At 67.2% G+C, this 16,432-nt stretch carries 13 protein-coding genes; 8 read left to right on the top strand and 5 right to left on the bottom strand.

Annotated elements, in window-relative coordinates:
- Nucleotides 1-49: 49 nt before the first annotated feature.
- Complete coding sequence (locus C3Y15_RS15350) at nt 50-1,471, bottom strand: PLP-dependent aminotransferase family protein (RefSeq protein WP_014724765.1); 1,422 nt, start codon at nt 1,469-1,471, stop codon at nt 50-52.
- Nucleotides 1,472-1,633: 162 nt separating this feature from the next.
- On the opposite strand from C3Y15_RS15350, the gene C3Y15_RS15345 reads away from it, so the two are divergent.
- From C3Y15_RS15345 to C3Y15_RS15330, 4 genes are all read left to right on the top strand, one after another.
- Entirely contained in the window at nt 1,634-3,958 is a 2,325-nt protein-coding gene (locus C3Y15_RS15345; RefSeq protein WP_034195138.1) for an FdhF/YdeP family oxidoreductase, read from the top strand.
- A gap of 12 nt (nt 3,959-3,970) precedes the next feature.
- Nucleotides 3,971-4,891, top strand: a complete 921-nt coding sequence (locus C3Y15_RS15340; RefSeq protein ID WP_069246471.1) for a bestrophin family ion channel — start codon at nt 3,971-3,973, stop codon at nt 4,889-4,891.
- A gap of 197 nt (nt 4,892-5,088) precedes the next feature.
- Nucleotides 5,089-5,421 (top strand): hypothetical protein, encoded by a 333-nt coding sequence (locus C3Y15_RS15335; protein ID WP_011882382.1) that lies wholly within the window; start codon nt 5,089-5,091, stop codon nt 5,419-5,421.
- A gap of 103 nt (nt 5,422-5,524) precedes the next feature.
- Nucleotides 5,525-7,114: an ABC transporter substrate-binding protein gene (locus C3Y15_RS15330; RefSeq protein WP_059560571.1), complete on the top strand. Its 1,590-nt coding sequence runs from the start codon at nt 5,525-5,527 to the stop codon at nt 7,112-7,114.
- A 246-nt stretch (nt 7,115-7,360) separates the two neighbouring features.
- Here the strand turns inward: C3Y15_RS15330 and C3Y15_RS15325 are convergent, their stop codons facing one another.
- The 4 genes from C3Y15_RS15325 to C3Y15_RS15310 form a co-directional block, all read right to left on the bottom strand.
- The gene (locus C3Y15_RS15325; protein ID WP_069246470.1) at nt 7,361-8,668 is read right to left on the bottom strand and encodes an Nramp family divalent metal transporter; all 1,308 of its coding nucleotides are present in this window, start codon (nt 8,666-8,668) and stop codon (nt 7,361-7,363) included.
- A 94-nt stretch (nt 8,669-8,762) separates the two neighbouring features.
- Nucleotides 8,763-10,019 carry an oxalate decarboxylase family bicupin gene (locus C3Y15_RS15320; protein WP_059474850.1) on the bottom strand — a complete coding sequence of 419 codons (1,257 nt, stop codon included), beginning with the start codon at nt 10,017-10,019 and terminating at the stop codon, nt 8,763-8,765.
- Between the two features lie 314 nt (nt 10,020-10,333).
- Nucleotides 10,334-11,668 (bottom strand): type II toxin-antitoxin system HipA family toxin, encoded by a 1,335-nt coding sequence (locus C3Y15_RS15315; RefSeq protein ID WP_059568403.1) that lies wholly within the window; start codon nt 11,666-11,668, stop codon nt 10,334-10,336.
- A 3-nt stretch (nt 11,669-11,671) separates the two neighbouring features.
- Nucleotides 11,672-11,920: a helix-turn-helix transcriptional regulator gene (locus C3Y15_RS15310; RefSeq protein WP_059453648.1), complete on the bottom strand. Its 249-nt coding sequence runs from the start codon at nt 11,918-11,920 to the stop codon at nt 11,672-11,674.
- 255 nt (nt 11,921-12,175) lie between these two features.
- Between C3Y15_RS15310 and C3Y15_RS15305 the strand changes: the two genes are divergently transcribed.
- The 4 genes from C3Y15_RS15305 (at nt 12,176) to C3Y15_RS15290 (ending at nt 16,405) form a co-directional block, all read left to right on the top strand.
- Nucleotides 12,176-13,069, top strand: coding sequence for a MurR/RpiR family transcriptional regulator (locus tag C3Y15_RS15305; protein WP_069240285.1), 894 nt, complete (start codon nt 12,176-12,178; stop codon nt 13,067-13,069).
- 16 nt (nt 13,070-13,085) lie between these two features.
- The gene (gene ddpX, locus C3Y15_RS15300) at nt 13,086-13,649 is read left to right on the top strand and encodes a D-alanyl-D-alanine dipeptidase (protein ID WP_014724757.1); all 564 of its coding nucleotides are present in this window, start codon (nt 13,086-13,088) and stop codon (nt 13,647-13,649) included.
- A 73-nt stretch (nt 13,650-13,722) separates the two neighbouring features.
- Nucleotides 13,723-15,324, top strand: a complete 1,602-nt coding sequence (locus tag C3Y15_RS15295) for an ABC transporter substrate-binding protein (RefSeq protein WP_059568404.1) — start codon at nt 13,723-13,725, stop codon at nt 15,322-15,324.
- Nucleotides 15,325-15,334: 10 nt separating this feature from the next.
- Complete coding sequence (locus C3Y15_RS15290; protein WP_069246469.1) at nt 15,335-16,405, top strand: ABC transporter permease; 1,071 nt, start codon at nt 15,335-15,337, stop codon at nt 16,403-16,405.
- Nucleotides 16,406-16,432: the final 27 nt, after the last annotated feature.

Genomic DNA, 16,432 nt, shown 5'->3' with positions numbered 1-16,432 from the left:
CGCCGCCCGCCATCGCGCGGCGCGGCACAGCGCGCGCTCATCCCGCCGCTCACCGCACCGCGCATTCGGCCGCAAGCCGGCCGAGCACCTTCAACGCCTCCTCGATCTGCCGCGACCACGGGTAGCTGTAGTTGAGCCGGATGAAGTGCCGGTAATTGCCGCTCGCCGAGAACATATGGCCGGGCCCGACCGTGATGCGCTGCGCGAGCGCGAGCGCATACAGCTTCATCGCGTCGACCTGTGGCGCCAGCTCGACCCACAGCACGTAGCCGCCGCGCGGTTGCGACAGCCGCGTGCCCTCGGGGAAGAAGCGCCGCACCATCGCGCTCATCACGCTCGCCTGCTGCGCATACTGCTTGCGCATGCGCCGCAGATGGAAATCGTAGCCGTCGTACTTCAGGTATTCGGCAATCGCGAGTTGCTCGATGGCGGGCGTCGCGAGCGTGTTCAGGAATTTGAGCTTCTCGACCTGGTCACGATAGCGGCCCGGCATCGCCCAGCCGATCCGGTAGCGCGGCGACAGGCTCTTCGTGAACGACGCGCAATGCAATACGAGCCCGTCGCGATCGTACGACTTCAGCGCGCTCGGCGTCGTATCGCCGAAATGCAGCTCGTGATAGACGTCGTTCTCGATCGCCGGCACGCCGTGCTGCGCGAGCAGCTCGACGAGTGCGCGCTTGCGCGCGTCGGACATCTCGAAGCCGAGCGGATTCTGGAAATTCGGCATCACCATGCACGCGGCGATGCGCTCGCTCGCCAGGATCCGTGCGAGCGCATCGAGATCGATGCCGTCGCCCGGGTGCGTCGGCACTTCGAGCGCGCGCATCCCCATCCGCTCGATCGCATGCAGCATCGCGTAAAAGGTCGGCGACTCCACCGCGATCGTGTCGCCCGGCTTCGCGACGGCCTGCAGGCACAGGTTGATCGCTTCGGTCGCGCCGATCGTCACCACGATCTCGCCGGGCTCGACCGCGACGCCGCGCTCCGCATAGCGCCGCGCGATGTGGCGGATCAGCTCCTGGTTGCCGGGCGGCAAGTCGTCGATCACGCCCCAGCGCGTGCGGCGCCGCCCGATCGCCTGGGCGTAGCGCGCGAGACGCTGCACCGGGAAATGCGACGCGTCGGGATACGGTGAGCCGAGCGGCACGGCGTCGTCGCGCGCGATCGAGCGCAGCGTCGACAGCACGAGCCGGCTCACGTCGACGGCCGACGGCTCGGCGGCCGGCGTCGACACGTGCAACTCGGCGTCGGCCGGCGCGGCGGCCCGCGCGCGCACGAAATAGCCCGACTGCGGCCGGCTTTCGATCAGCCCGCGGCTTTCCAGCACGAGGTACGCGCGCAGCACGGTCGTCACGCTGAGCTGTTGCTGCCGGCTCGCCTGCCGCACCGACGGAATGCGCTCGCCGGGCCGGTACACGCCGCGCTCGATCTGCGCCTGGAGATCGTCGGCGAGTCGTTCGTATCGCTTCACGCGCGCTCCTTTCAGCTTCCCTTCAACGATGCCGTCGCGGGCCCGAATGACTCGTACGGCCCGAATGGCCGCAACTGTACTCTTTTTTGATATGAGAAGGTGTACACACAGCGGTCACGGCGCCGCGCGTACCCTGCACGCACCAACCCCGACACACGCATCATGAAAAAGAAAACCGCCACCGCGCGCATCGAACCATATACGCACCCGGCCGCCGGCTGGGGCGCGCTGAAAGCCGTCACGATCAACCTGATCAAGGAGAAGGTCGCCGGCGGCAACTACCGCACGCTGCTGCGCCAGAACCAGCCGGACGGCTTCGACTGCCCCGGCTGCGCGTGGCCGGACCGCCAGCACGCGTCGACGTTCGAATTCTGCGAGAACGGCGTGAAGGCGGTCGCCGCCGAAGCGACCAGCAAGCGCGTGACGCCCGCGTTCTTCGCCGCGCACACGGTCACCGAACTGCTCGAGCAATCCGATTTCGAGCTCGAGCAGCACGGCCGGCTGACCGATCCAATGGTGTACGACGCGCAGACCGATCATTACGTGCCGATCGCCTGGGACGACGCGTTCGCGCTGATCGCGCGCCACCTGCGCGCGCTGCCGGACCCAAACCAGGCCGCGTTCTACACGTCCGGGCGCGCGAGCAACGAGGCCGCGTTCCTGTATCAGCTGCTGGTACGGCGGTACGGCACCAACAACTTCCCCGATTGCTCGAACATGTGCCACGAGGCGACGAGCCGCGGGCTGCCGGCGTCGGTCGGCGTCGGCAAGGGCACCGTCACGCTCGACGATTTCGAGCATGCGGACCTGCTGCTGATCTTCGGCCAGAACCCGGCGACCAATCATCCGCGCATGCTGGGCGAGCTGCGCGAATGCGCGAAGCGCGGCGCGACCATCGTGTCGATCAACCCGCTGAAGGAGCGCGGCCTCGAGCGCTTCGCCGATCCGCAAAGCCCGCTCGAAATGCTGACGATGTCGGGCACGAAGATCGCCTCGACGTTCATCCAGCCGACCATCGGCGGCGATTTCGCGCTGCTCAAGGGCATCGCGAAGCGCGTGCTCGAACTCGACGACGCCGCACGCGCCGCCGGTACGCCGCGCGTGCTCGACACCGCATTCATCGACACGCACACGGCCGGCTTCGACGCGTTCGCCGCCGATCTGCGCGACGAAAGCTGGGCCGCGCTGAGCGCCGAAAGCGGCGTGCCGTACGAGCAGATCGACGCGCTCGCGCAGCGCTACGCGCGCAGCGAACGGGTGATCGCGACGTGGGGAATGGGCATCACGCAGCACAAGCACTCGGTCGCGACCGTGCAGATGCTGACCAACCTGATGCTGATGCGCGGCAACATCGGCCGGCCGGGCGCGGGCCTGTGCCCGGTGCGCGGCCATTCGAACGTGCAGGGCAACCGCACGGTCGGCATCGAGGAAAAGCCGACCCAGGCGTTCCTCGACCGGCTCGGCAAAGTGTTCGACTTCGCGCCGCCGCGCGCGCACGGCTACGACGTCGTCGAGACGATCGAAGCGATGCGCGACGGCCGCGTGAAGGTGCTGATCGGCCTCGGCGGCAACTTCGCGATGGCGACGCCCGACACGCCGCGCACGTGGGAAGGCATGCGCCGCTGCGACCTGACCGTGCACATCACGACGAAGCTGAACCGCAGCCACCTGATCCACGGCCGCGACGCGCTGATCCTGCCGACGCTCGGCCGCACCGAGATCGACCTGCAGGACGGCGTAGCGCAAGGCGTGACGGTCGAGGATTCGATGAGCATGGTGCACGTGTCGTACGGGATGAACCAGCCGGCCTCGGCGAACCTGATGTCGGAGCCGGCGATCGTCGCGCACCTCGGTCATGCGCTGTTCGGCAGCGGCACGATCGACTGGCTCGCGTACAAGGACGACTACGCGAAGATCCGCGACGCGATCGAGGCGACCTTCGACGGCTTCCACGATTACAACGCGCGCATCGCGCGGCCGGGCGGCTTCCACCTGCGCGTCGCGTCGCGCGATCGCGAATGGCTGACGCCGACCGGCAAGGCGAACTTCATCGCGCACGCGCTGCCGGCCGACACGCCGATCCAGCGCGCCCGCGCGCTGCACGGCGAACGCCTGATGACGCTGATGACGACGCGCTCGCACGATCAGTACAACACGACCGTCTACGGGCTCGACGACCGCTATCGCGGCGTATACGGCCAGCGCCGCGTGGTGTTCGTCAACCGCGACGACCTCGCGATGCTCGGGCTGCAGGCCGGCGAATGGGTCGACATGGAGACCGTCTGGCACGACGGCATCGTGCGCCGCGCCGACGGCTTCCTGCTGGTCGAATACGACATCCCGCGCGGCTGCATCGGCGCGTACTACCCGGAAACGAACCCGCTGGTGCCGCTCGACAGCGTCGGCGACGTCTGCAACACGCCGACGTCGAAGTCGGTGCCCGTGCTGCTGCATCGCGCGGCGGCGCCGGCGGCGGCCGCCGCCTGACGGAGCGCCGCGATGATCATTCGCCCGCGCGAACACTGGCTGCGGATGCTGCTCGTCTGGAACGGCTCGGTGCTGCCGACGATCCTGCCGCAACTGGTGCTGACGCTCGCGATCAGCCTCGTCGCGGTGTGGGGCGGCGGCCGCGTGCTCGGCGAGAAGGTGCCGCTGAATCCGACGCCGTTCACGCTGATCGGCCTCACGCTCGCGATCTTCGCCGGGTTCCGCAACAACGCGAGCTACGAACGCTACCGCGAAGGGCGGCAACTGTGGGGCGGCATGCTGACCGCCACGCGCACACTGGTGTCGCAGGCGCTCTGCTACGGCGCGATCGGCGACGACGCGGGCGCGCGCCACGCGTTCGTGCGCAAGGTCGTCGCGTTCGTCTATGCGCTCAAGCATCAGCTGCGCGGCACCGATCCGGCCGCCGACCTGCGTGCGCGGCTCGACGACGAAGCCTGCGCGCGCATCGCCGCCGCGCGCTTCGGGCCGGTCGCGCTCGTGCATGAACTGCGCGGCGCGTTCGCCGCGCGGGCGGACGCGGGCAAGCTCGCCGAGACGCGGCTGTGGATGCTCGATGCGCGGCTCGACGAACTGGTGGCGATGGTGAGCGGCTGCGAGCGCATCGCGTCGACGCCGATCCCGTTCTCCTACGACGTGCTGCTGCATCGGACCATCTATGCGTACTGCGCGCTGCTGCCGTTCGGTCTGGTCGACTCGATCGGCGCGGCGACGCCGTTCGTCACCGTGTTCGTCGCCTATACGCTGATCGCGCTCGACGCGATCGCTCATGCGATCGCCGAGCCGTTCGGCGACGGCCCGAACCATCTGGCACTCGATGCGATCGCGCGCACGATCGAGCGCTCGTTGCTCGAGCTGAATCAGGAGCCGCTGCCGGACGAGCTGACGCCAGGGCCGTCGTATCGGCTCACGTGATGCGGCCGCGCCGGTTGTATCGAATCGTTTCAGCAGTCAACTCGCGTCGTATGCCGCAGGTATACTCCGACGTCAATCCAGCCGCCTGCCGTGTCGACCGTCACCGTCGGCGCGATGCCGGCGGTTTCGTCGCGAAGCCGCCCGTTTCGCGTCCCCCGCTCGCCGGCCCCGACACGACCTGCACGACGATCCCGACCATGAAACGATTCCTGCTGCTCCTTCCCGCCGCCCTGCTCGCCGCCTGCGGCTCCGCGCCGTCGTCCGACTCCGCTTCGTCCGGCTCGGCGCCGATGATCTACGTGTCGTCGGCGCGCCCGGCCTATGCGATCGCGAGCTGCCTCGACAACCGCCTGTCCGACACCGAGCGGTCGCAGCACAACGGCGTGACCGACATCACCGTCGGGTCGCGCTCCTACTTCGTCACGCTGACGCCGTCGGCCAACGGCTCGGTGATCAAGGTCGTGCGCGGCTCGGGCAGCGAGCCGGCGGAGGAAGCGATGCGCTTCGCGATCGCGCGCTGCGCGATCTGAGCGCCGCGCGGGCGGCAAGCGTCCGCCCGCACCGCCGAATATTTTCATCCGGGCCGGCGTCGATGAGAGAATCGCACCACGATTGCCTTTCCACGGAGCCCGCATGAAGCATCTGCTGTCCCGCCTGTTCGTCAGCGCCGCGCTCGTCGCACTCGTTCCGGCGTTGCCGGCGCAGGCCGCGACGCCGCCCGGCATCTTCGTCGTCGCCACCCAGCTCGGCGAATTCACGACGCTCGATCCGAGCGAAATCTACGAGCTGGTGCCGTCCGAGTACGTCGCGAACACCTACGAGCGGCTCGTGCGGGTCGACCTGAAGGATCCGACGCGCTTCGACGGGCAAATCGCGCAATCGTGGACGGTCGGCGCCGACGGCGTGACCTACACGTTCAAGCTGCGGCCCGGCGTCGCGTTCCATTCGGGCAACCCGGTCAGCGCCGACGACGTCGCGTGGTCGCTGCAACGCACGGTGCTGCTCGACAAGGGCCCGGCCGGCGTGCTCGCCGATCTCGGCCTGACGAAGGCGAACGTGATGCAGAAGGTGCGCGCGGTCGATCCGCAAACCTTCGTGCTCGAAACCGACCGCAAATACGCACCGAGCTTCGTGCTGAACGTGCTCAGCGCGTGCCCGGCGTCGGTGCTCGACAAGAAGCTGCTGATGTCGCATCAGCAGGGCAACGACTTCGGCAGCGGCTGGCTGAGGACCAACGATGCGGGCTCCGGGCCGTACCAGCTCGTCAAGTGGACGCCGAACGAGAGCATCGTGCTGCAACGTTTCGACAAGTACCGCACGCCGTATCCGATGAAGCGCATCGTGCTGCGCCACGTGCCGGAGGCGTCCGCGCAGCGGCTGCTGCTCGAAAACGGCGACGTCGACGCCGCGCGCAACCTGAGCCCCGACAGCCTCGCCGCATTGAGCAAGGCCGGCAAGATCCGGATCGCGTCGTGGCCGGTGTCGGCGCTGCTGTACGTGAGCCTGAACACGAAGAACCCGAACCTCGCGAAGCCCGACGTTCAGCAGGCGATGAAGTGGCTCGTCGATTACGACGGCATTCAGCGCAACATCGTCAGCACCACCTACAAGGTCCACCAGACCTTCCTGCCGGAAGGCTTCCTCGGCACGCTGAAATCGAACCCGTACAAGCTCGACGTCGTGAAAGCGAAGGCGCTGCTCGCGAAGGCCGGATTGCCGAACGGCTTCGACGTGACGATGGACATGCCGAACGATTACCCGTACATCGAGATCGCGCAGGCGCTGCAGGCGAATTTCGCGCAGGCCGGCATCCGCGTGAAGCTGATCCCGGGCGACGCGAAGCAGGCGATCGGCAAGTACCGCGCACGCCAGCACGACATCTTCATCGGCGAATGGTCGCCCGACTACATGGACCCGAACAGCAACGCGCGCGGCTTCGCGTGGAATCCGGACAACTCGGACCAGTCGAAGACGAAGATGCTCGCGTGGCGCAACAGCTGGGACATCCCGCAGCTCACGAAGGACACCGAGGCCGCGCTGGTGGAGCCGTCGCCGGCGAAGCGCGCGCAGCGCTACGAAGCGCTGCAGAAGGCGGTGCTCGCGAACTCCCCGTTCATCATCATGTTCGAGAAGGTCGTGCAGGTCGCGACGCGTCCCGGCACGACGGGGCCGGAGATCGGGCCGATCAACGACCTCGTGTCGTACCGGACGCTCGCGAAGTAATCGTCGCCGCCGGCGCGGCCACGTCGCCGCGCGGGTAATCGTCGCGCGGCGCGCGGCGGCGATCTTCAACGACCGGCATCGCGCGGATACCACGCCGGGTACGCGTTGCGGGACGAGCACACGCATTGGAGCGGGCACGCGGCGTGCGTAGTGATCGACGACAACGACCGCGCGTGGTGCGAAATGCGCGTGCCGTGCCCGCGCAGCGCCGGACCTGCAGCAGCAAGCTGCCCGCCCGTATCGCGTTCAATTGAATGCCGCCCATACCAGGTACGCGTTCAGCCCGACGATCACGACCGTCGCCGCGCCGGCGACGATCCGCAGCGGCATCCGCATCGCGTAAGCGCCCATCACGTCGGTGCGCGCCGACAGCATCAGCAGCGCGATCATCGGCATCGGCAGCACGAAGCTCAGTACGACCTGACTGACCACCATCGCGCGCGTGACGTCGCAGCCGAGCGCGACCACCGCGAACGCGGGGGCGATCGTCACCGCGCGCCGCAGCCAGATCGACATGCGGCGGCGGATGAAGCCCTGCATCACGACCTGCCCGGCCATCGTGCCGACCACCGAGCTCGACACACCGGAGGTCAGCAGCGCGACGAGAAACAGCGCGCCGGCCGCCGGCCCGAGCACCGGGATCAGCGTGTGATAGGCGTCGCCGATGTCGGTCATGCCCGGCGCGATCGCGTGAAACGCCGACGACGCCATCATCACCATCGCGAGATTCACGAACCCGGCGAGCCCCAGCGCGATCACGACCTCGCGGTTCGAGAAACGCACGAGCCGCCGCCGCTCTGCGTCGTTGCGCGGCGCTGCGCGATCCTGCGTGAGCCCCGAATGCAGATACAGCGTGTGCGGCATGATCGTCGCGCCGATGATGCCGACTGCGATCGTCAGCGCCGCATGGTCCGGAATCTGCGGGACCACCAGATGGAACGCGGCTGCCTGCCAGTCCTGCGGCGCGATCAGCAGTTCGCCGAGATAGCACGCGCCGATCACGCCGACCAGCGTCGCGATCGCGGCCTCCAGCGGCCGGAAGCCGCGTTTTTCGAGCGCCAGGATCGCGCAGGTTGCGAACGCGGTCGCGATCATCCCCGCGAACAGCGACAGGTGGCACAACAGCCCGAACGCGAGCGCGCCGCCGAGGAATTCGGCGAGATCGGTCGCCATCGCGGCGATCTCCGACGCGATCCACATGCCCCACACGACGGGCGCCGGGAAGCGCTCGCGGCACAGCTCGGCGAGATTGCGGCCGGTCACGATGCCGAGCTTCGCCGACATCGCCTGGAACAGCATCGCAATCGCGTTCGCGGCCAGCACGACCCAGAGCAGCCGGTAGCCGTACGCGGCGCCGGCCTGGATGTTGGTCGCGAAGTTGCCGGGGTCCATGTAGCCGATCGACGCGATCACGGCCGGGCCGACGAACGGCAGCAGCGCGGCGACGCCGGTGCGGCGCCCTTCCAGCGCGGCGCGCGCCGCGCCGTCGCTGGGCTCGGCGGACCGGCCGTTCAGCGCGAAGCCGCCGACGGTTTTGCTCGGGACAGGAATCATGGTGAGTATTCCGTTCGAATGAAGTGGACCGATTCGGGGTTCGGCCCGCCAGGCCAGCAAGCCGCATGCCGGCCACGGCAGGACGCTGGCGGCGTTACAGCGGCACGACGTCGGGGCGATTGCGCGGGAACTGCGCGATCACGTCCGGCGCGATGTTCAGGTGCGCTTCGACGAGCTGCGGCGGCGTGTGCGCGAGCCAGTCGGATAACGACACCTCTGCATAGCGGTCGGCCTTGAAGATCTCGAGGAACACGAGGTCGGTGCGGCCGGTGTTCTGCACGTAGTGACCGAGGCTCTTCTTCACATAGCCGACGTCGCCCGCGCGGAAGTCGGCCGTCTGCGCCTTCGGCCCCGTGTCGAACACGGTCATCCGCGCTTCGCCCCGCAGGTAGTACTGCCATTCGTCGGCGTTCGGGTGCCAGTGCAGCTCGCGCATGCCGCCCGGGTGCACGGTGACGAGCGCCGCCGCGACGGTCGTCGACACGTTGAAGTTGGTGCTGTCCGCGATCCGCACTTCGCCGCCGCGCGTCTTCCTGACCGGCTTCATGTCGCCGAGCGAAAAGACGAACGGATGCGGCGGCGCACCGGCCAACGCGGCCGCCGCGCGCTGGGCGTCCGCGAGCGGACCCGGTTCGTCGCCCTGGAAGATCCACAGGTTGTCGAGCGGCACGTTTTTGAACGCGTCGGCCGGCACGCCGAAGTTCAGCGCGAGCACGTCGGGCGGCGTATGCGCGATCCAGTCGGTCAGCAACAGCGTGTTGAATTCCGACGCGCGACCGTTATCGAAGGCGAGCAGGAATTCGGCGCCGTCGCTGCCGAGGCCCTGCAGCGAATGCGGCAGGCCGGGCGGGAAATACCACAGATCGCCGGTCTTGACGTCCTGCACCGACGGCCGTCCGAACTCGTCGAGCACCGTGATCCGGCAACGGCCGTCGAGCATGATGGCCCACTCGGCCTGCTGGTGCCAGTGCATCTCGCGAATGCCGCCGCGCGTCAGCCGCATATTGACGCCGGAAATGGTTTCGGAAATCGCGAAATCGTCCTGCGTCACTTCGCGCGCCCATCCGCCATTCTGAATGCGTTTATGGGCATTATTGAAAGACGCCCAGAATAGCGGCATCCCGTTGATATCGGTGGCCGGCGGATCCTGAAAAGACGGGAATTGATTGGCGATGGCCGGATTTTTAGGCCCCGGGTCGGACAGGCTCTGGCGGTTGCGGGCATTCACCGCGCCTTCCGGCGGGCTGTCCGGGTTACCGAACGAAGCGGCCTTCGCCGTTACCGCAATGCCCGCGGCGGCAATTGCGCCGACCGTACTCGTCAACATTCTGCGTCGAGAAAGATTCGTCATGATTTCCTCTTCATTTTTACATTCGAGAGAATTCCCATTACGGAATACCGGCCGTTTTCGAATCATCGAAAATCGAACATCCCGTGACGCAAGTTAAATCCATATTCATCTAAAAATTAAATGAATTATTAAGCTTAATTAATGAATAAAACTGATCGACTTTAATTTTGTAATTATTGCGATGCAGCAGCCGATGAATGTCGAGGAGAAGATAGCGGGATGCGCGCCGCGCGATGGCGGCTCGATGCCATCGACGGGAACGCGAAAGTGCGAATGCGCCGGCTTTCAGCTGCCGAGTCCGGACGGCGGCCGGGTCACTCCCGCGGCAGGTCGGCAAGTCGTTGCGCAGCGAAGCGCAATCCGCCGAGGATGCGTTCGGCGATCCGCGCCGGAAACCCGGCCGGCAGCGCCGCGCCGACCGATTCGATCACGTGCGGCGTCATCGCTACGAGTCGTTCGACGATCGGCGTGGCGATATCGCCGAGCAGGCAATACTCCGCCATCGCAGTGAAGTGCCGACGCGTGATGTCGCGCATCGCGTAGTGCTTGCGCTTGCCGTGCACGGCCATCGCGAGCTTCGCCTTGTGCCACGACCACTGGTTCGCGCCGTCCCCCTCGACCGGCCAGATCGACATCACGTCGTAGAGCGGCGTCAGCCGGAAGCGGCCGCCCGGCAGCAGGCGCAGGCTGAAGTTCTTTGCATGCCCGTCCGGCGCGGCGAGCATCCAGAACACCACCAGCGCGGTAAACAGCGTGTCGAGGTCGGCCTGCGCCGTTTCCGACCGGCGCAGGATGCCGGCCAGATCGGGCACGCCGGGGCCGCCCTGCGATTCGTATTTCAGATGCGGCGGCACGCCGAGCGCCTGGCAAAAATCCTCTTGCGGCAAGCGCAACAGCCATCCGCCGTCACGATGCAGCGCGCGATCGAAGCGCGCGACCGACAGCACCTTGTGTGCGCCGAAACGCAGGATGTCGGCATGCGCCGTCGGCAGGCCGAACGCGCGCAGGATCGCAAGGCACAGCCACTCGTTTTCGACGGATGTCGTCAGATCCGCACGCTTGTTGCCGACCAGCCCGAGCGGCAACTTGAGGATATGCGTGGTCGGCGTCGAGCCATGCGGGCGCATCCAGCGCCCGTCGTGAAACAGCAGCGCGGTCTTTTCCTGCGCGCCGGCCAGCGACAGGCGGAAGTCGTCGTCGTCCTGCGCACCGCCCGCCGCCCCGCTCGCCTGATCGAGCACGCGCACCACGTCGTCGTCGGACAACGGCGTACCGTCGATCCGGTCATGGCCGCTCGGCGTTTCATCCTCGCCGAGCAACTGCACCGCGCCGACGCAGTCCCGGCCGAGTGCGGCGAGCAGATCGAAGGGCTCGGTCGTCGCCGTGCCGAACCGCGACGCAAGCCGGCGCCGAATCGCGTCGCTGTCGGGCAGCAGATTGTCGAAATAGTGATTCACGCGTTCGCCGCGCAATGGCGCAGCGCCGATGCCGAACGGCAGCGACAGCGACAGCGGGCGGCCGGCATCCGACTGTTTCCAGCCGGCGTCGTACAGCAGTTCCATGTCGCCGCGCGCGGGAATCCGCCAGATTCCGACCCGCACGCCGTTGGCCCAGATCGATAGCGCGCGGCTGCGCGATTTGCGTCCCATCGATTACCACTCGACGTCGGCAGCGTCGCGCCCGTCCTTCGTGCGGATGCTGAGCTCGAGACCGTACAGCGCGGTCAGTTCGAGCAACTGCTTGAGCGACAGGCTTTCGGTGCGGATCGTTTCCAGCGACGACAGGCGCGATTGGCCGACGCCGATGCGTGCCGCCGCCTCGGCTTGCGTCAGCCCCTTGGCCTGACGCGCGGACGACAGGATTTCGCCCAGTTGAGCAGCGGTATTGACGATCAGATTCACGGCGGGCGTCCTCGATGCAATCGTTGCAGTATATCTCTGACAGGCATAAACGCAAATTATCTCTGATAGACATAAACACACAATATCCCTGTCAGGAATATTTTCACCGTACAGCGCGTTGCTGCCAGCCGTTGCGCGTACGCCAAATCCCTATCGCCAATCGTCATCCCATAGTTTTTATTCGCTGGCGCCGATGATTTTGGCTTTGTCAGATAGATGACACCGAATCGTCAAATGACAACGATCTAACAGCCGATGACCTGCACGTTCGCCCACACCGTCGAAGCGCACTTTGCCGAGCTGACGCCGACCGCGAAACGCATCGCCAGCTACATGCTCGCGAACCTCGACCGGCTCGGCCTCGAAACCGCCGACCAGATCGCGCAGCAGACCGGCACCAGCGGCATCTCGGTCGGGCGCTTCCTGCGCAGCATCGGCTACCGGAACCTCGACGACCTGAAACGCGAACTGCGCGGCGGCGGCAACGATCGCCCATGGATGATCACCGACCGCCTCGACGAGTACCGCCGCGCCGCCGCCGCGCCTACGACGACCGCCGACGCGCGCGACGGCGATCACAGCGGCAGCCCGCTCGCCGCGTCGCTCGAGCGCGAGCTCGACGCGATCCGCCACGTGTACCGGCTTGCCGAAGAACCGGTGTTCGCGCAGGTCGCGAACCGCATCGCCGATGCCGATGCCGTATTCATCCTCGGCATCCAGTCGACGCGCGGCATCAGCAACGCATTCAGCAGCTACCTCGAGTACCTGCGCCCGCGCGTGTTCTATTCCGACGGCCAGTCGGGCTCGTACGTCGATTCGCTGAACTCCGAATTCGAGCGGCCGTACTGCATCGTCACCGACACGCGCGCGTATTCGCGCAGCGCGCGCCGCTATTGCCAGGCAGCCGCCGAGCGCGGCCAGCCGTTCGCGCTGGTCACCGACCTGTATTGCCCGTGGGCGCGCGAATGGCCGGCCGACCTGCTGCAGGTGAAGACCGACGTCGGCCAGTTCTGGGATTCGCTCGCGCCGCTCACCTGCCTGTTCAACCTGCTGATCACCGCGGTGGTCGATCGCCTCGGTCCGGCGATCGACCGGCGCGTCGCGCGCAACCGCGAGTTGCAGCGCACGTTCGACCAATTCGAATCCTGAGCAAACCGGACCGCCGATGAACCCTCACCGCCTCGTCGAAATCACCCCCGCCACGCATCGCGTCGAGATCGATCTCGTCTACGCGAGCGCGCGCAACCTGACCGGCAAGCCGATCTACCGCCACACGCACTGCCTGCTGCTCGAACCGGCGGAAGCCGCGCTGCGTCGCGCGATCGACGTCGCCGCGCAGGCCGGCTTCACGCTGCGCATCTACGACGCGTATCGGCCGCCGCAGGCGCAGCAGGTGTTGTGGGATTTCCTGCCCGATCCGAACTTCGTCGCCGACCTCGGCCGCGGCTCGAACCACAGCCGCGGCACCGCGCTCGACCTGACGCTGGTCGGCGCGGACGGCGCGCCGCTCGACATGGGCACCGGCTTCGACGAGATGGTGGCCGCGTCGGGCCACTTCCATGCGGGGCTGCCCGAGCACGTGCAGCGTAACCGGCTGCTGCTGCTCGGCGTGATGCACGCGGCCGGCTTCGCGCATATCGACAGCGAGTGGTGGCATTACGAATTGCCCGGCTCACGCGCGTTGCCGCAGATCGACAACGCCGCGAGCGGCCCGTGGCAACTGATGTAGCGGCGAGGCACGCCGCCGTTTCGATGCACGTGCAACGACTTCAACGACTTCAACGAAAGATGGAGAAGCGCCCATGAAACTCCCGATCTCCCGGCTCGTCGCGGCGCTCGCCGCCGCGTCCGTTCTCGCCGCCGTTCCGCTTCGCGCCGCGCACGCGGCCACGCCGAAGGACATGTTCGTGATGGCGACGCTGCTCGACGAATTCACGACGCTCGACCCCGGCGAGATCTACGAGCTGGTGCCCGAGGAATACGTGGCGAACACCTACGATCGCCTGGTGCGCGTCGACCTGCGCGACCCGTCGAAATTCAACGGCGACGTCGCGCAATCGTGGACGGTCAGCGCCGACGGGCTGACCTATACGTTCAAGCTGCGCACGGGCCTGAAGTTCCACTCGGGCAATCCGCTGACCGCCGACGACGTCGCGTGGTCGATCCAGCGCACGGTGCTGCTCGACAAGGGGCCGGCGGCCGTGCTCACCGGCATCGGCCTCACGAAGGCGAACGTCGCGGCGAACGTGAAGAAGCTCGACGACCAGACGGTGTCGATCACGACCGACCAGAAATACGCGCCGACCTTCGTGCTGAACGTGCTCGGCTCGTGGCCGGCGTCGGTGCTGGACCGCAAGCTGCTGCTGTCGCACCAGCAGGGCAACGACTTCGGCAACGCGTGGCTGAAGACCAACGAGGCCGGCTCCGGCGCATACCGGCTCGTCAAGTGGACGGCTGGCGACAGCATCGTGCTGCAACGCTTCGACGGCTACCGGCTGCCGCTCGCGATGAAGCGCATCGTCCTGCGCCACGTGCCGGAGGCGGCGAGCCAGCGCCTGCTGCTGGAGAACGGCGACGTCGATGCGGCGCGCGACCTGAGCCCCGACGATCTCGCGTCGGTCGTGAAGTCGGGCAAGGCAAAGGTCGCGGCCTCGCCGCAGGCGACGCTGCTGTATCTGGGCCTGAACACGAAGAACCCGACGCTCGCGAAGCCGGAGGTGCAGGAAGCGCTGAAATGGCTGGTCGACTATTCCGGCATCCAGGCCAACGTCGTCAAGACGACCTACAAGGTGCACCAGACCTTCCTGCCGGAAGGCTTCCTCGGCACGCTCAATTCGAACCCGTACAAGCTCGACGTCGCGAAGGCGAAGACGCTGCTCGCGAAGGCCGGCGTGCCGAACGGCTTCTCGGTGACGATGGACGTGCGCAACGACTATCCGTACACCGAGATCGCGCAGGCCGTGCAGGCCAACTTCGCGCAGGCGGGCGTCAAGGTGCAGCTGATTCCGGGCGACAACAAGCAGACGCTCGCGAAGTACCGCGCACGCCAGCACGACATCTACATCGGCGAATGGTCAGCCGACTACATCGATCCGCACAGCAACGCGCAGGGTTTCGCCTGGAACCCCGACAACTCCGACAAGTCGAGCTATAAAATGCTCGCCTGGCGCAACAGCTGGGACATTCCTCAACTGACGAAGGACACCGACGCCGCGCTCGCCGAACCCACTGCCGCGCAACGCGCGCAGCGCTATCAGGCGATGCAGAAGGCGATGCTCGCGCGCTCGCCGTTCGTGATCATGTTCGAGAAGGTCGCGCAGGTCGCGACGCGGCCGGGCGTGAGCGGGCTCGAAGTCGGGCCGATCAACGATCTCGTGTCGTACCGTAACCTGAAGAAGCAATAACACTCGCCGCATGTCGACTCCCGTCTCCTCCCTCGAAGCGCTGCGCACGCTGCCCGCGCGGCGCCCGGCCGTACGCTGGGCGCTGCGCGTGCTGCGCTGGGCGCTCACGCTCGCCGTCACGTTCGCGGGGCTGCTCGCGCTGACGTTCGTGATCGGGCGCAAGGTGCCGATCGACCCCGTGCTCGCGATCCTCGGCGATCGCGCGTCGGCCGACGCTTACGCGGCCGAGCGCATCGCGCTCGGCCTCGACAAGCCGCTCGCGACGCAGTTCCTGATCTACGTGCGCGACGTGCTGCACGGCAATCTCGGGATCTCGCTGCTGACGTCGAACCCCGTGCTCGACGACATCCGCCGCGTGTTCCCCGCGACGCTCGAGCTCGCGACCATCGTGACGTTGATCGGCATCGTGCTCGGTGTGCCGCTCGGCGTCGTGGCCGCGGTCCGGCACAACCGGCCGGTCGACCACATCGCGCGCTTCGTCGGGTTGATCGGCAACTCGGTGCCGGTGTTCTGGCTCGGGCTGATGGGGCTGCTGCTGTTCTATGCGCGGCTGCACTGGGTGGCCGGCCCCGGCCGGCTCGATCCCGTGTACGACGGCATGGTCGACCCGCGCACCGGCAGCCTGCTGATCGACTCGGCGCTCGCGGGCGAATGGGACGTGTTCCGCAACGCGGTGTCGCACATCGCGCTGCCGGCCGCGATCCTCGGCTATTACTCGGTCGCGTATCTGAGCCGGATGACGCGCTCGTTCATGCTCGACCAGCTGAGCCAGGAATACATCGTCACCGCGCGCGCGAAGGGGCTGTCGGAGCGGCGCGTGATCTGGCGGCACGCGTTCGGCAACATCGCGGTGCCGCTGCTCACCGTGATCGCGCTGACCTACAGCAACCTGCTCGAGGGCTCGGTGCTGACCGAGATCGTGTTCGCGTGGCCGGGCCTCGGCTCGTACCTGACCGGCGCGCTGCTGAATGCCGACATGAGCGCGGTGCTCGGCGCGACGCTCGTGATCGGCGCGATGTTCATCACCGTCAACCTGCTGACCGACGCGCTGTATCGCGTGTTCGATCCGCGTGCGCGCTGAGGGCCGCTTCGCCATGACCGCTTCCTG

The sequence above is a fragment of the Burkholderia sp. B10 genome (assembly GCF_004368385.1).
GTDB lineage: Bacteria > Pseudomonadota > Gammaproteobacteria > Burkholderiales > Burkholderiaceae > Burkholderia > Burkholderia vietnamiensis.
Note: the sequence above shows the minus strand (reverse complement) of the source record. Positions and strands in the feature narration are given on the sequence as shown.

Excerpts from the sequence above, each read along its gene's own strand:
- C3Y15_RS15345 (WP_034195138.1), top strand. The coding sequence starts at position 1,634 with ATGAAAAAGAAAACCGCCACCGCGCGCATCGAACCATATACGCACCCG.
- C3Y15_RS15340 (WP_069246471.1), top strand. The coding sequence starts at position 3,971 with ATGATCATTCGCCCGCGCGAACACTGGCTGCGGATGCTGCTCGTCTGG.
- C3Y15_RS15335 (WP_011882382.1), top strand. The coding sequence starts at position 5,089 with ATGAAACGATTCCTGCTGCTCCTTCCCGCCGCCCTGCTCGCCGCCTGC.
- C3Y15_RS15330 (WP_059560571.1), top strand. The coding sequence starts at position 5,525 with ATGAAGCATCTGCTGTCCCGCCTGTTCGTCAGCGCCGCGCTCGTCGCA.
- C3Y15_RS15325 (WP_069246470.1), bottom strand. The coding sequence starts at position 8,668 with ATGATTCCTGTCCCGAGCAAAACCGTCGGCGGCTTCGCGCTGAACGGC.
- C3Y15_RS15320 (WP_059474850.1), bottom strand. The coding sequence starts at position 10,019 with ATGACGAATCTTTCTCGACGCAGAATGTTGACGAGTACGGTCGGCGCA.
- C3Y15_RS15315 (WP_059568403.1), bottom strand. The coding sequence starts at position 11,668 with ATGGGACGCAAATCGCGCAGCCGCGCGCTATCGATCTGGGCCAACGGC.
- C3Y15_RS15305 (WP_069240285.1), top strand. The coding sequence starts at position 12,176 with ATGACCTGCACGTTCGCCCACACCGTCGAAGCGCACTTTGCCGAGCTG.
- ddpX (WP_014724757.1), top strand. The coding sequence starts at position 13,086 with ATGAACCCTCACCGCCTCGTCGAAATCACCCCCGCCACGCATCGCGTC.
- C3Y15_RS15295 (WP_059568404.1), top strand. The coding sequence starts at position 13,723 with ATGAAACTCCCGATCTCCCGGCTCGTCGCGGCGCTCGCCGCCGCGTCC.
- C3Y15_RS15290 (WP_069246469.1), top strand. The coding sequence starts at position 15,335 with ATGTCGACTCCCGTCTCCTCCCTCGAAGCGCTGCGCACGCTGCCCGCG.